The organism is Oleisolibacter albus, assembly GCF_003336875.1.
Taxonomy (GTDB): Bacteria; Pseudomonadota; Alphaproteobacteria; order Azospirillales; family Azospirillaceae; genus Niveispirillum; species Niveispirillum album.
The window spans coordinates 1-13,466 of sequence record NZ_QGNJ01000009.1; the positions used below are offsets into that span (position 1 = coordinate 1).

At 69.4% G+C, this 13,466-nt stretch carries 14 protein-coding genes; 6 read left to right on the forward strand and 8 right to left on the reverse strand.

Going from position 1 to position 13,466, the window contains the following annotated elements:
* Nucleotides 1–385, reverse strand: a 385-nt coding sequence (locus DK368_RS13225) for a UTP--glucose-1-phosphate uridylyltransferase (protein ID WP_275668524.1), incomplete at its 3' end; no start/stop codon positions are given.
* 528 nt (nucleotides 386–913) lie between these two features.
* Here DK368_RS13225 and DK368_RS13230 point away from each other — a divergent pair.
* Together DK368_RS13230 and DK368_RS13235 are read left to right on the forward strand one after the other, a co-directional pair.
* Nucleotides 914–1,555, forward strand: coding sequence for a LuxR C-terminal-related transcriptional regulator (locus DK368_RS13230; protein WP_114394444.1), 642 nt, complete (start codon nucleotides 914–916; stop codon nucleotides 1,553–1,555).
* A gap of 14 nt (nucleotides 1,556–1,569) precedes the next feature.
* The gene (locus DK368_RS13235) at nucleotides 1,570–2,511 is read left to right on the forward strand and encodes an SAM-dependent methyltransferase (RefSeq protein WP_240002487.1); all 942 of its coding nucleotides are present in this window, start codon (nucleotides 1,570–1,572) and stop codon (nucleotides 2,509–2,511) included.
* Between the two features lie 11 nt (nucleotides 2,512–2,522).
* On the opposite strand, the gene DK368_RS13240 is transcribed toward DK368_RS13235, so the two are convergent.
* Entirely contained in the window at nucleotides 2,523–3,497 is a 975-nt protein-coding gene (locus DK368_RS13240) for a patatin-like phospholipase family protein (protein ID WP_114394445.1), read from the reverse strand.
* Nucleotides 3,498–3,624: 127 nt separating this feature from the next.
* On the opposite strand from DK368_RS13240, the gene DK368_RS13245 reads away from it, so the two are divergent.
* The gene (locus DK368_RS13245; protein ID WP_114394446.1) at nucleotides 3,625–4,500 is read left to right on the forward strand and encodes a sterol desaturase family protein; all 876 of its coding nucleotides are present in this window, start codon (nucleotides 3,625–3,627) and stop codon (nucleotides 4,498–4,500) included.
* Between the two features lie 7 nt (nucleotides 4,501–4,507).
* On the opposite strand, the gene DK368_RS13250 is transcribed toward DK368_RS13245, so the two are convergent.
* The 6 genes from DK368_RS13250 to DK368_RS13275 form a co-directional block, all read right to left on the reverse strand.
* Complete coding sequence (locus DK368_RS13250; RefSeq protein ID WP_114394447.1) at nucleotides 4,508–5,710, reverse strand: BaiN/RdsA family NAD(P)/FAD-dependent oxidoreductase; 1,203 nt, start codon at nucleotides 5,708–5,710, stop codon at nucleotides 4,508–4,510.
* A gap of 83 nt (nucleotides 5,711–5,793) precedes the next feature.
* Nucleotides 5,794–6,213, reverse strand: a complete 420-nt coding sequence (arfB, locus tag DK368_RS13255; protein ID WP_114394448.1) for an alternative ribosome rescue aminoacyl-tRNA hydrolase ArfB — start codon at nucleotides 6,211–6,213, stop codon at nucleotides 5,794–5,796.
* Between the two features lie 463 nt (nucleotides 6,214–6,676).
* Entirely contained in the window at nucleotides 6,677–7,078 is a 402-nt protein-coding gene (locus DK368_RS13260; protein WP_114394449.1) for a DUF4112 domain-containing protein, read from the reverse strand.
* Between the two features lie 12 nt (nucleotides 7,079–7,090).
* Entirely contained in the window at nucleotides 7,091–7,252 is a 162-nt protein-coding gene (locus DK368_RS13265; RefSeq protein WP_114394450.1) for a YqaE/Pmp3 family membrane protein, read from the reverse strand.
* Between the two features lie 254 nt (nucleotides 7,253–7,506).
* Complete coding sequence (locus tag DK368_RS13270) at nucleotides 7,507–8,016, reverse strand: hypothetical protein (protein ID WP_155524575.1); 510 nt, start codon at nucleotides 8,014–8,016, stop codon at nucleotides 7,507–7,509.
* Nucleotides 8,017–8,177: 161 nt separating this feature from the next.
* Nucleotides 8,178–8,765, reverse strand: coding sequence for a type 1 glutamine amidotransferase domain-containing protein (locus tag DK368_RS13275; RefSeq protein ID WP_275668525.1), 588 nt, complete (start codon nucleotides 8,763–8,765; stop codon nucleotides 8,178–8,180).
* A gap of 326 nt (nucleotides 8,766–9,091) precedes the next feature.
* Here DK368_RS13275 and DK368_RS13280 point away from each other — a divergent pair, with 326 nt between their 5' ends.
* The 3 genes from DK368_RS13280 (at nucleotide 9,092) to DK368_RS13290 (ending at nucleotide 13,313) form a co-directional block, all read left to right on the forward strand.
* Nucleotides 9,092–9,901 carry a hypothetical protein gene (locus tag DK368_RS13280; protein WP_114394452.1) on the forward strand — a complete coding sequence of 270 codons (810 nt, stop codon included), beginning with the start codon at nucleotides 9,092–9,094 and terminating at the stop codon, nucleotides 9,899–9,901.
* A 562-nt stretch (nucleotides 9,902–10,463) separates the two neighbouring features.
* Nucleotides 10,464–11,753, forward strand: a complete 1,290-nt coding sequence (locus DK368_RS13285; RefSeq protein ID WP_114394453.1) for a type III PLP-dependent enzyme — start codon at nucleotides 10,464–10,466, stop codon at nucleotides 11,751–11,753.
* A gap of 141 nt (nucleotides 11,754–11,894) precedes the next feature.
* On the forward strand, nucleotides 11,895–13,313 hold the full coding sequence (locus DK368_RS13290) for a homospermidine synthase (protein ID WP_114394454.1): 1,419 nt from the start codon (nucleotides 11,895–11,897) through the stop codon (nucleotides 13,311–13,313).
* The last annotated feature ends 153 nt before the right edge of the window (nucleotides 13,314–13,466 follow it).

Here is a 13,466-nt window from a genome sequence, read left to right on the forward strand (position 1 = left end):
CGAAGGGCTCGTTGCCCACGAATTCGCGCGCGCACCAGACGGCATGGCCCAGCCCCAGCGGCTCGGCCTGGCGCACATAGGAGATATAGCCGCTCTGGATCTGGATCGCCTCCACCAGCGCCAGCAGATCGGTCTTGCCGCGCGTGCGCAGCGTCGCGTTCAGCTCATAGTTCAGGTCAAAATGGTCCTCCAGCGCGCTCTTCCCCCGGCTGGTGACAAAGCAGAACATCTCGATCCCGGCCGCCCGCGCCTCATCCACCGCATGCTGGATCAGCGGACGGTCCGCCAAGGGCAGCATCTCCTTCGGGATCGCCTTGGTCGCAGGCAAAAACCGCGTCCCCAAACCCGCCACCGGAAATACAGCCTTGCGCACTTTTCTGGGCATCAACAACCCCTGAATTGCTGGTTGGCACCGTCTATGGCCAAGGGGCAGGGCCGGCCGGCACGCGCCGCAGAGCCACCCCCTTGTGCCACGGCCTTAACGCACTGACAACCCGCGCAGATCGGGGTATCCAGCGACACAAACGGCCAGTCCCGGCGCTCGGCCTTCGGCGACGTCTCACCTCCTGACTGGCTTTTCCGGAGCAATCCGGACGCCTTTCACCTGTCGCGGTTGCAGGGACGCACGCGATGAGACCGGCCTGAACCGGCAGCGGAACGGCGTTGAAGCCCGCACCCCTTCGGCGCCAGCGACAAGGGAGGATCAGCCCCCTCCGGCGCAGATGAAGATGGCGATCGGATTAGGCTGCCCCTGCCTTATCCGGGAGGGGTAAGCGCAGCTAATGGCAGACAGGCCGGGACTTTTGTATTAATAAGAGGCTAATAATGATGCCACGCCGCACCACTACCCCTTTCGGTGCGGCCCCATCGCCCGAATGGCTAAATTGGTCAAGGCCACGTTGCAGGAATCATGATGAATATCCTTATCGGTGACGATCATCTGCTCTTCCGGGAAGGTCTCTGTCGTTTGCTGATGCAACTCGACGAGAAGGCAACGTTCGTTGAAGCCGGGACGTTCGATGAAGTGCTTCAATTGGCGCAGGGCGACCAGGAATTCGACCTGATCCTGATGGACCTGCAGATGCCAGGCTGGCCAGGCTTCGCCGGCATCCAGGAAATCTGCGAGATGCAGGCAGGAACCCCGGTGGTCATCGTCTCGGCCTCGGAATCCCAGGCGGATGTCCGTGCGGCCCTGGATGCCGGTGCCTCCGGCTACATTCCGAAATCCTCCAGCGTCAAGATCATGCTGAGCGCCCTGAACCTGGTCTTCTCCGGTGGCATCTATGTGCCGCCGGCGGCGATCCAGGGCGAAGGCGCGGCGGCGGGCGGCACCGCCGCATCCGGCGGCGGCGGCAGTGCCGGCATGCCGGCCCTGACCCAGCGCCAGCGCGATGTGCTGCGCTGCCTGCGCGAAGGCAAATCGAACAAGCAGATCGCCTATGAGCTGGGCCTGTCCGAAGGCACGGTGAAGATCCATGTCACGGCAGTCATGCGCTCGCTGGGCGTGCGCAACCGGACCCAGGCGGTTATTGCTTCCACCGATCTGTTGCCCTGACCATCCGGACTGCCTTGACTGAAACGACCGCGTTCGTGGCCCCGGCCGGCACCCCGACCGGGGCCACCGGCTATCTGGCCGCTGAGGAATTCCTGGAGCCGCTGCTGCAGGAGCTTGGGGAGGTGCGTGCCGTCCATGGCCGGCTGGTGCTGGCCGACGGCCCGCCCCGCCCCGCCGCCTGGGCCCAGAACATCTGGTTCGACCCGGTGCTGCTGCCGGTCCCCTCGATCAAGCAGGGCGCCAGGGCCCTGCGCGCCATCCAGCGCAACTGGGCGCCCTACGCCTTCGCCCATCACCGGCGGACGGCGCTGATCCAGGAAAACCTGCCCCATGTCTCGGCCAAGCCGGTGGTGTTCCCCTCACCGCTGCCGACGGCCCCGCTGGGCTCCTGGACGCTGCTGGACGAGGCCACCATCCTGGCGGCGGCCCGCTGCTCCAGCCCCTATGTCAATGGCGAGATCACCTTCGTCGAGGACAAGGTGACACCGCCGAACCGGGCCTATCTCAAGCTGTGGGAGAGCTTCACCCGCCTGGGGCTGCGGCCGCAGCCGGGGGAACTGTGCCTGGATCTGGGCGCCTGCCCCGGTGGCTGGACCTGGGTGCTGCAGAGCGGCGGCGCCCGGGTCATCGCCGTGGACAAGGCCCCGCTCGACCCGCGCATCGCCCGCCTGCCCGGTGTGACCGAGCGGCGGGAAAGCGCCTTCGGCCTGGACCCGGCCGCCATCGGGCCGGTGGACTGGCTCTGCTGCGACATCATCTGCTATCCGTCGCGGCTGCTGAGCATGGTGCGGCGCTGGCTGGCGGCGGGGACCGTGCGCAACTTCGTCTGCACCCTGAAGTTCCAGGGCGAGACCGATCACGAGACGGCGCGGGCCTTCGCCGCCATTCCCGGGTCGCAGCTGTTCCACCTGCACCATAACAAGCACGAGCTGACCTGGGTGCGGCTGGGCGCCTGAGGGCGCCCGCGTCAGTAGATCCGGGGATGGATGGCCAGGTCGATGGCCGGGCGCATGGCCATGGTGGCGGTATAGCCCAGCTCGATCAGCTCCTCGGCCCGGTCGAAATCCAGGATGCCGATATGGCCGATGCGCGGCGTCAGCAGCACGTCCGGCGGTTCCCCGGCCAGGCGCGAGCGGGTGATGCGGTCCTGCATGATGTCGATGGACCCGGCCAGCACCTCCAGCACATTGGGCGTGGGCTGCTTCGGCGCCAGCAGCTGCGAGGCCAGGAACTTGGTGCGCTCCCCCACCGTGGCGCCCAGCTTGGCGATGAACTGGGCCAGCGGCTTCGATGGCGGCAGCACGGCATGGTACGGCGGCTCCGGCCCGATGTCGGACGGTTCCTCCAGGGAGACGTTGACCGGCCCCGGCGCGGCCTTGGACAGGCGCGGCAGACAGGACAGGTCGCCGTTGAGGTTCACGGCGATGACGATCTCCGCCCCCATGGCCCGGCACAGCGACACCGGCACCGGATTGACCAGGGCGCCGTCCACCAGCCACATGTCCTGATGCCGCACCGCCGGGAACAGGCCGGGCATGGCGGCGGAGCAGCGCACCACATCCAGCAGATGCCCCTCGCGCAGCCAGACCTCGCGGCCCGTGGCCAGATCGGTGGCGACGGCGGCAAACGGCGTCTCCAGCCCTTCAATGGCGCGGTCGGTCCGCGGATTGCGGAACTGCTCATAGGCCTTTTCCACCGACACCAGCCCGCCGCGCGACAGGGTGATGTCGATCAGCTTCAGCACCCCCATCAGGCCGACGCGCTTGGCCCAGTCCTGGAGGTCGTCCAGCTGGTCGGTCAGCCAGGCGCCGCCCACCAGCGCGCCGACCGAGGTGCCGCAGACCACGTCCGGGCGGATGCCGATCTCGTTCAGCGCCCGGATGACCCCGATATGGGCCCATCCCCGTGCCGCGCCGCTTCCCAGCGCAAGTCCGATCTTCATGATGCCGTCACTCTTCCCCGATACCGTCCACGCGGCGAACCAATGGCCGCCCGAATCCTTCAGGCATCTTGCGGATAGCCGGTGAACTCAGCGATAACACCCTAGAAACTAGCCGAAAGGATGGCGAATGCGCGGTCTGCTGTCGCGTATCTTGTGGCCGGCCCTGCTGGCGCTGTGTATTGCCGGCTATTGGCTGGGCTGGGCCTCCGGCCATCCCGTCCTGGCCTACAACGTCACCTATTTCGGCCTGGGCGCCGTGCTGCTGCTGCTGGAACAGCGGATGCCCTATGAGACGGTCTGGCTGAAAAATGACGGCCAGATCCTCAACGACGTCGCTCACACGGCCCTGAACAAGGGCATCGGCCAGATGCTGGCCACGGTCGGCACCTTCGTCGGGGTCAGCGCCGTGGCCCCCGCCGCCGCCTCGGGCTGGTGGCCGGCCGACTGGCCGCTGGCGGCCCAGGTGGCCCTGGCCCTGGTCGTGGGCGAGTTCGGCCTCTATTGGGCGCACCGGCTGGGCCATGAATGGGGTGTCGCCTGGCAGTGGCACGCCATCCATCACAGCGTCACGCGCCTGTGGGTGGTCAATACCGGCCGCTTCCACTTCCTCGATTCGCTGTGGAAGGCCGGATTCGCCCTGACCGTGGGGCTGGCCATGGGGGCGCCCAAGGATGTGGTGCTGTGGATGCTGGCCATCACCACCTATGTCGGGCTGCTGACCCACTGCAACATCGACATGCGCTGCGGCATCCTGAACTGGGTGTTCAGCACGCCGGAACTGCACCGCTGGCACCACAGCCGTGACCCGGTCGAAGGCAACACCAATTACGGCGAGAACCTGATCCTCTGGGACATGCTGTTCGGCACGCGCTATCTGCCGGCCGGCCGGCGCCCCCCGGTCGATATCGGCACCGACGACACCGTGCCCCACGGCTTCCTGGGCCAGCTGGCCCATCCTTTCCGCTCCTGGAGCAAACCCCCGCTCCGGGGCGAGGCCGACTGAGGGACGGTCACGCCGCCATGCCGGCGGCGTGGCCGCTGCTCCAGGCCCATTGGAAATTGTAGCCGCCGAGCCAGCCGGTGACGTCCACCGCCTCCCCCACCACATAGAGGCCGGGCACCGCCCTGGCCTCCAGCGTCTTGGAGGACAGGCCGGCGGTATCGACGCCGCCCAGCATGACCTCGGCCGTGCGGTAGCCCTCGGTCCCGGCGGGAACCACGGTCCAGCCGTGCAGCCGCCGCGCCGTCTCGGCCAGGTCGGCATCGCGCAGATCGGCCAGGGGCCGGCTGACCAATTGCTGCTCCAGCACCGCCGCCTCGAACAGGCGCTCGGCGAACCGGCGGGGCAGCAGCTCGGCCAGCACCGTCTTCAGCTCCACCCGCGGCCGGCTGCGCTTCAGCGCCTTCAGATGCGCCGCCAGATCGAGGTCCGGCGACAGATCCACCGTCACCCCCATCCCGTCGCGCCAATAGCTGGAGATCTGCAGGATCGAGGGGCCGGACAGGCCGCGGTGGGTCAGCAGCAGCGCCTCGCGGAAGCTGGTCCCGGCACAGGAGACGGTCCCGTCGAGGGCGATGCCGGACAGGTCGCGGGTCTTCTCCAGCGTGGCCGGGTCGAAGGTGAAGGGCACCAGGGCCGGCCGCGGCTCGACGATGGCGAGGCCGAACCGCCGGGCCACATCCAGCGCGAAGCCGGTGGCCCCCATCTTCGGGATCGACAGGCCGCCGGTGGCCAGGACCAGCGCATCCCCGGTGACGGGGCCGTGGCTGGTGGCCAGGGCGAACCCGCCGCCATCCGGCCGCTCCACCGCGTCGATGCGGCAGGACAGACGGATCTGCACCCCGGCATCGGCGCATTCGGCCAGCAGCATGGCGACGATGTCGCGGGCCGAGCGGTCGCAGAAGAGCTGGCCCAGCTTCTTCTCGTGCCAGGGGATGCCGTGCCGTTCCACCAGATCCAGGAACTCGCGCGGCCCGTGGCGGCGCAGGGCCGAGATGGCGAAATGCGGGTTGCGCGACAGGAAGCGCTTGGGATCGGTGCCGGTGTTGGTGAAATTGCAGCGCCCGCCGCCGGAGATCAGGATCTTCTTCCCCGCCTCCTCCGCATGGTCGAGCACCAGCACGCGCCGGCCGCGGCGCCCGGCGGTCATGGCGGCATAGAGCCCGGCGGCGCCGGCCCCGATGATCAGGACATCGTGATGGGAAGCGGTCATGGCTGGCTTCTGTAGTGGCCGCAGGCGGCGGCAGCAAGGATTTCCGCCGGCCCCGCGCCGCAGCGCCCGGGCCGGTGCGCCCTTTAATCCGGCGTGACCTTGCCGCGCAGGCGCTTGACCTCGGAGCGGCCGCCCTTGGCTTCCAGGCGGCGCTGCTTGCTGGCCAAGGTGGGGCGGGTCGGGCGGCGCGGCGGCTGGCGCTCGGCCGCCTTCTGGATCAGCTCCACCAGCCGCAGGCGCGCATCCTCGCGGTTGCGCTCCTGACTGCGGTATTTCTGCGCGGTGATGACCAGCACGCCCTCGTCCGTCATGCGCCGTCCGGCCAGCGTGCGCAGCTTCTGCTTGACCCAGTCGGGCAGCGCGGGCGAGTTGGCGGCATCGAAGCGCAGCTGCACCGCCGTCTCCACCTTGTTGACATTCTGCCCGCCCGGCCCCCCGGCCCGCAGGAAGCTCTCCTGCAGTTCGTCCTCGTCCAGGCTGATGAAGGGGGTGATGGCAAGCATGGGGCAGACAGTCGGGAAAGTGCGGCACGGGGCCGGAGACGGCGGATGCTAGCAGAGCGGCGGCGGCGGCGAAACGCGCCGCTGTCCCGTCCCGCCGCCAGGGCGGTCACCCGGTCAAGGTGACATCACCTGCCGTCGCGCGACCAAAGGCGACGCAAAGGCGACATCAAAGCGACAAACGCAACGCTAAGGTGACGTCAACGTGACGCTCAGCACCGCGGGCGTTAACTTACAAGCCTTTGATTCCGTTGAATACAAGCGCCTTAAGGTGACAAAGGTGACGTGTGAACCGCCCCCCGCCTGTGCGACAGTCACCAATGTGACAGCGGGTGCCGGGCCAGCCCCTTCCCCGTCGGGATCTTCACCATGGACAAGAGCCGCGCATCGCGCCGATGCGTCGCCGCAGCATAGGGGATAATAGGAATTTTGTCCAATGCCGCACGGGCGGAACCCGGCCCGGTCGTCAGCCGGGATGGCTGATGCTGTAGCGCTCCGCCGCCAGCGTCTCGAAGGAATCGAGGTGGCGGTTCAGCAGCTTCATGTTCTTGGTGTTGGCGCGGTAGGCCACATCGAAGATTGTGCCGATGACCGGGATCGAACCCACGGCCCAGTCCAGCCCCACATTGCCGATCATGCGCACCAGCGTCCCCGCCGGCACGCCGATGGAGCGGGCCTGAAGGATGATATAGGCGGACACCAGGGCCGTCAGCGTGTCGCCCGCCACCGGCACCAGACTGGCAACCCCATCCAGCCCGAACCGGATGCCGGTGCCAGGAATGCGCCAGCGCGTGTCCAGCAGGTCGGAGAGCCGGCGCAGATGGGCGATGGTGGCCGGATCGACGGCCCGGGGCCTGTGGCGGGTCACCGCCTCCTCCCGCTATTTGTATTTCACGATGATATAGACAGCGTGGATGATTCCGGGGATGTAGCCCAGGATCGTCAAGAGCAGATTGAGCCAGAACTGCAACCCCAGACCCACCTGCAGGAACACGCCCAGCGGCGGCAACAGGATGGCGATCAGGATGCGCAGAACGTCCATGGGAAAACCTTTCCGTGTTTGGACCCGGTCCAGGAATAACCCATCCGGGCCGGCTTCGTTCCGGCAGCGAACGGGCGCGGCGTTCCCCTGGACCCTCCGCGCAGGCGGGCATCCAGGGCCGGCCCCGCCTGCGCGGGCACGACGCGGTGGCGGGGTGGGCCGCTTGGTCGCGGGCCGACAACCGCAGGCAGGCAGGGAAATGACGGGTGGCCGGGCGTCCCGGACGTGGCCGCGGCGTGGACGGAGGCCGGCCCCTATTCGCCGGCGGGGGGCGGGCGGAGGGACAGGGGGGCGGCGGTGGCGGCACGGGGATCGGCTGCGGGCGCCGGCTCCGGCGGGGGACTGTCGGGGCGGGAGCCGGGCTTCAGCGTGGCCCCGCCATGGCCCAGGGGCGGCAGCCGCTCCAGCGTGCCGGGCACGCGGTCGCGGTGCAGCGTCTCGTCCACCGCCTCCTGGCTTGGCACCAGGGGCGCCGGCGGCGGCACCAGCGCCTGATCCACCCGGCGGGCTTCGCGTTGCAGCTCATGCAGCCGGCGCTGTTCCAGCGGGTCCAGCTTGCCACGGGCGTCAAGCGTCGCGCCATCGCGCACGGCGGGCGCGAGAGTGTCACGGTAGAGCCGCGCCCGCTCCTGCTCGACCGCCGATTGCGGCGAGGAGGAGACGGCACCGGGCGACAGCGGCGATGGCCGCAGCAGCGGGTTCTGCTGGGCCACGGCCGGGCCGGCGACGAGCAGAAACAGCATCAGGGGAAGGAACGGGCGCATGAGCATCATATGGGGTGCCCGCCCTGCCCCGTCACCCGCCCCGTCGCCGGGGTGAACGGGAAAAGGGGGCAGAGCGGGCCGGCCGATGGCGCGCAGCCATCGCCCGTCCAGGCAATGGCGCGCAGGCAAGGGGCGCGCCCCGGCGGGATCAGATCCGGGGATCAGGCCGCCGCGTGCCGGCGGCCGTCATGCCGGCCTTCGCGGAACTCCTCGATCATCTTGGCGCAGAAGGCGGGCAGATCGTCCGGCTTGCGCGACGTGACCAGCCCGTGGTCGGTCACCACCTCCCGGTCCACCCACATGGCGCCGGCATTCTCCAGATCCGCCTGCAGCGACGGCCAGGAGGTCATGGTCCTGCCCTTGACCGCCCCGGCATTGATCAGCGTCCAGGGACCATGGCAGATGGCGGCGATGGGCTTGGCCGTTTCGACGAAATGCCGGATGAAGGTGATGGCCGCCGGCTCCAGCCGCAGCGCATCGGGATTGATGACCCCGCCCGGCAGCACCAGCCCTTCGTACTCCTCGGCCTTGGCCTGATCGAGGGTCACGTCCACCGCCACCGTCTCGCCCTTGTCGTGATGGTTGAAGCCCTGGATGCGGCCGGCGCCCGGCGCCACCACATGGACCGTGGCGCCGGCCTGCTTCAGCGCCTGCACCGGCCCGGTCAGCTCCACCTGCTCGAATCCGTCGGTGGCCAGGACGGCATAGCGCTTGCCGCGCAGGTCGCCGGTCATGGTTTCATCGGCCATGGAAACACTCCTTCACATGTGACAGGCCCCGGCCGTGCCGGGGGTGCCCTGTCAACCGCAGGGGCCGGCAATGATTGCGGGCCACGGCCCTGTGCCGGGCCGCGGCCGGTCAATCCCACCAGCGTCTGGCCCACCAGCGTCCGGCCCAGCGGCGTCCGGCCTGTCGCCCCCTGGTCTTACCGCCGGGGCGCCGGCCGGAAAAATCATCCCTCCCCCCATTTTGTACCTGCTTAAAATCACATCTCCACGGCAGCATGGTCAGGGCAGTATCCCTGTGTTGTCCGTGACCGTCCGTCCTGCGCACCCTTCTGCCGGAGGCCCCCGCCATGTTCCTGAACGACAGCAAGATCGGGTTCCGGTTCGGCCGTGAACCCAGCCCGGACGCCGATGCGTCCGCCCTGCGCACCGCAAGCACCCAGACGGCCAGCCCCCAGCAGGCCAATACCCCGTCGGCCAATACCCCGCCGAGCGGCACGGCTGCGGGCCGGACGCCGCCGCCCATGCGGCTGACACCGGCTCCGCTGGACGGGGCGGACGGGCAGGCCACGGCGCCGCAGACGGCCTTCCCCCAGACGACGGCCAGGGCCGGCACCCGGCCGGACGAGGCCGGTGCCGGTGACGGCGCCCTGGACGAGCCCCCCCTGGTCCTGACCCGGCCGGCCCCGGAGCGGGAGACGCCGGCCCTGGACCCGGCCGCCGACCGGACCGGTGACCGGACCGGCGACAAGGCGGGCGACAGGCCCGCCGGCGGGGTGGCGACGGCCCAGCCGCTGATCGCCCAGGTGCGGGCCGCCATCACCCAGGCACCATCCGAGGATGAGGCCCGCCTGCTGGACAGCGTGCTGCGCACCATCGAGGAGCTGTCGGCCCGCCAGAGCCGCCAGGACCAGGAGGTGGCCGAGGCCCGCGACAGCGTGGCCCGCATGGCCGCCGACAAGGCGCGGCTGGTGGAGGAGAAGGCCCGGCTGGCCGAGGAGAATCAGCAGATGCGCGATCTGCTGTCGGCCCTGCTGCGCACGGTGGAGCAGGAGCGCCGCCGCCGCACCGAGGCGCTGTCGCGCATCAATGCCCGCCTGCATGACATGACCGGCGCGGCGGGGGCCAAGAGCGGCGGCACCGCCGAGCGCGCCGCCTGATCCGTCGCGGACCGGTGCCGCGGCCACGGTCGCGGCACCGGTCCGCCCTTCCCCTGTCCGTTTCCCCGCTCCGGCCCGGCGGCCGCCCCCGCATAAAAGTCCCTTGCGCCCGGACGCGAAATGCATAAATAAGGGCACAGACGCACCCGCACGTGCCCCTGGCCCTTGGGCAGGCCGTTGCCCTGGCGAAATGCCAGACCAACCGGCCCCATCCGCCCCTGGTGTTTACGCAACGACGTCAGGCGTCCTTTTTGGCAGAACCGGTCGAAAGTGGGCCGGTCCCGAGAGGGAAGTCGATATGAACGCCGTTCCGATGTCAGGAAAATGGCACCCTGGGGCCATGACAGCCTGAGCCCCCGTCTGGTCATTCCCCTCGTCAGTTGACGCTTTGCGGCACCCCTGCCTTCGGCAGGCCAGGCCCGGCAATCACGGCGCGGGACCAGAGTCCCTCCCCCCTCGTCGCCTTCCGGACAGACCGTCCGGTCCGCCCACGTTCGTCATTCCGGTCCGGCCGCGTGCCGCCGGGATGCGGGGACCCTGTCCCCGAAGGGAGCCGTTCGCCATGGCCCAGCCGCGTTTCCGTTCCGCCGTGTCCCCGCTGCGCCGCAGCTTCACCGCCGCCGCCACCGTGCCCGCCGGCTTGCCCGCCAGCTTGCCCGCCAGCTTGCCCAGCGTCGAGGCGCGGGTCGCCGATCTGCGCCCGGCCGAGCCGATGCACTGCATCCGCCCGGCGGTGCTGCGCGCCACGGCCCGCCATTTCGTTTCCGGCTTCGCCGCGGCCCTGGGCGGCGATGTGCTCTATGCCGTGAAGTGCAACCCGGACCCGGCCTTCCTGCGCCAGCTGTGGAAGGGCGGCGTGCGCCATTTCGACTGCGCCTCCCCGGCGGAGATCCGCGTGGTGCGCCAGATGTTCCCGGATGCCGCCATCCATTACATGCACCCGGTGAAGAACCGCGCCGCCATCCGCCAGGCCTATGGCGAGTACGGGGTGCGCGACTTCTCGCTGGACTGCGGCGAGGAGCTGGACAAGCTGCTGGCCGAGACGGGGAATGCCGGCGATCTGGGCCTGTTCATCCGGCTGGCCATGCCCAAGGGCACGGCCGCCATGGACCTGTCCGGCAAGTTCGGCGCCGAGCGCGAGACGGCGGCGGCGCTGCTGCGCCGTGCCCGCGGCATCGGCGCCCGCGTGGGCCTGTGCTTCCATGTGGGCAGCCAGATGCTGGACCCGGCGGCCTATGAGCGGGCGCTGGCCCTGGCCGGCGAGGTCATCGCCGCCGCCGGCGTCGCCATCGACGTGCTGGATGTGGGCGGCGGTTTCCCCGTGGCCTATCCCGACATGGACCCGCCCGACCTGTCGCTCTATTTCGAGGCCATCCGCCGCGGCGTGGACAGGCTGGCCCTGCCGGCCGGCACCCGGATCTGGTGCGAGCCGGGCCGCGCCCTGGTGGCGGCCGGCGGCAGCGTGGTGGTGCAGGTGGAGCGCCGCCGCGGCCGGGAGCTGTTCATCAATGACGGCGCCTATGGCAGCCTGTCCGATGCCGGCGTGCCCGGCTTCCGCTTTCCCTGCCGGCTGGTGCGGCCGGCGGGGGACAGCGCTGCGGCCCTGACGGCCTTCAGCTTCTGGGGGCCGACCTGCGACAGCGCCGACCGCATGCAGGGGCCGTTCCTGCTGCCGGACGATATCCGCGAAGGGGACTGGATCGAGATCGGCCAGCTGGGCGCCTATGGCGCCACCCTGCGCACCGCCTTCAACGGCTTCGACCAGGCGCGTCTGGTCGAGGTTTCCGACGGCCCGCTGCTGGAGACGGCGGGCCACGGCATCGCGGCGAGGTTGCCAGCGAGCGCCGGCTAGTCCACTCTCTGTCACAGGTACCCGACAGACCCCGGGGCCGCCCCCTACAGGGCGGCCTTGGGATCTTTTTGTTCCACTTCAACCCCAAGTCGCAGGTCAAAGGACCTTCTACGCGCGAAACATAGCTCGGAGCGAGAGAGAATGAACGATCATGTGAAGCACTGCGCCCTGCCCGGCCGTCTGGTGATGGTGGGCTTCGGCAGCATCGGCCAGGGTGTCCTGCCCCTGATCTTGCGACACATCGACATCAAGCCCGAGCAGATCACCATCGTCACCGCCGATGAGCGCGGGCATGACGAGGCCGACTATTACCACATCAAGTTCGTGCGCGAGCCGCTGACGCGCGAGAACTACCGGCAGATCCTGTCCCCGCTGCTGGGCAAGGGCGATTTCCTGGTGAACCTGTCGGTCGATGTGTCCTCCACCGCCCTGGTGGAGCTGTGCGGCGCGCTGGGCGCGCTTTACATCGACACCTGCATCGAGCCCTGGGCCGGCGGCTATACCGACCCCGGCCTGTCGCTGTCGCTGCGCTCGAACTACGCCCTGCGCGAGCAGGCGCTGACCCTGCGCCAGAAGCGGCCGGGCGGCGCCACCGCCGTGCTGACCCACGGTGCCAATCCGGGGCTGGTGTCGCACTTCGTCAAGCGCGCCCTGCTGAACATCGCCGCCGATACCGGCCGCGACGTGGCCACGCCCGCCGACCGCACCGGCTGGGCCACCCTGGCCCGCGACCTGGGCGTGAAGGTCATCCATGTGGCCGAGCGCGACACCCAGATCTCGTCGGTGCCGAAGCGGCGGGGCGAGTTCGTCAACACCTGGTCCATCGACGGCTTCGTCTCGGAAGGCTCGCAGCCGGCGGAGCTGGGCTGGGGCAGCCATGAGAAGACCTTCCCGCCCGACGGCATCCGCCACGATTTCGGCTGCCAAGCCGGCATCATCCTGGCGCGCCCCGGCGTGACCCAGCGCGTGCGCACCTGGACGCCGATGGAGGGGCCGTTCCACGGCTTCCTCATCACCCATTCCGAGGCGATCTCCATCCCCGACTATCTGACGCTGCGCGAGGGGGAGCGGGTGGTCTACCGGCCCACGGCCCATTACGCCTATCACCCCTGCGACGACGCGGTGAAGTCGATCCACGAGTTCGCCGGCAAGAACTTCGTGCAGCAGGAGACCCAGCGCCTGCTGATGAAGGAGATCATCGACGGCGTGGACGAGCTGGGCGTGCTGCTGGCCGGGCATGAGAAGGGCGCCTACTGGTACGGCTCGCAGCTGTCCATCGAGGAGGCCCGCCAGCTGGTGGAGTTCAACAGCGCCACCAGCCTGCAGGTCTGCGTCGCCGTGCTGGCCGGCATGGTCTGGGCCATCGAGAACCCGGAGCGCGGCATCGTCGAGCCGGACGAGTTGGATTTCGAGCGCTGCCTGGACATCTGCATGCCCTATCTGGGTCCGGTGGTCGGCGCCTATACCGACTGGACCCCGCTGCAGGGCCGCGGCACGCTGTTCCCGGAAGACCTGGACCACAGCGATCCCTGGCAGTTCAAGAACGTCCGCGTGGTCTGACCCGGGCGGGCACGGGACCGGCGCAAGGGCGGACACCGCGGGGTGCCCGCCCTTCTGCTTTATCGGGACGGGGAGGATCGGAACGGGGGAGAGAGTCGACTCCTCCGGCCAATGGCCGTACAGTAGCGGGAAGGAGACAGGCCATGCCGACAG

What these genes read in the sequence shown, in the direction of transcription:
- DK368_RS13230 (WP_114394444.1), top strand. Translation starts at nt 914, where the DNA reads ATGAATATCCTTATCGGTGACGATCATCTGCTCTTCCGGGAAGGTCTC.
- DK368_RS13240 (WP_114394445.1), bottom strand. Translation starts at nt 3,497, where the DNA reads ATGAAGATCGGACTTGCGCTGGGAAGCGGCGCGGCACGGGGATGGGCC.
- DK368_RS13245 (WP_114394446.1), top strand. Translation starts at nt 3,625, where the DNA reads ATGCGCGGTCTGCTGTCGCGTATCTTGTGGCCGGCCCTGCTGGCGCTG.
- DK368_RS13250 (WP_114394447.1), bottom strand. Translation starts at nt 5,710, where the DNA reads ATGACCGCTTCCCATCACGATGTCCTGATCATCGGGGCCGGCGCCGCC.
- arfB (WP_114394448.1), bottom strand. Translation starts at nt 6,213, where the DNA reads ATGCTTGCCATCACCCCCTTCATCAGCCTGGACGAGGACGAACTGCAG.
- DK368_RS13265 (WP_114394450.1), bottom strand. Translation starts at nt 7,252, where the DNA reads ATGGACGTTCTGCGCATCCTGATCGCCATCCTGTTGCCGCCGCTGGGC.
- DK368_RS13270 (WP_155524575.1), bottom strand. Translation starts at nt 8,016, where the DNA reads ATGCGCCCGTTCCTTCCCCTGATGCTGTTTCTGCTCGTCGCCGGCCCG.
- DK368_RS13275 (WP_275668525.1), bottom strand. Translation starts at nt 8,765, where the DNA reads ATGGCCGATGAAACCATGACCGGCGACCTGCGCGGCAAGCGCTATGCC.
- DK368_RS13280 (WP_114394452.1), top strand. Translation starts at nt 9,092, where the DNA reads ATGTTCCTGAACGACAGCAAGATCGGGTTCCGGTTCGGCCGTGAACCC.
- DK368_RS13285 (WP_114394453.1), top strand. Translation starts at nt 10,464, where the DNA reads ATGGCCCAGCCGCGTTTCCGTTCCGCCGTGTCCCCGCTGCGCCGCAGC.
- DK368_RS13290 (WP_114394454.1), top strand. Translation starts at nt 11,895, where the DNA reads ATGAACGATCATGTGAAGCACTGCGCCCTGCCCGGCCGTCTGGTGATG.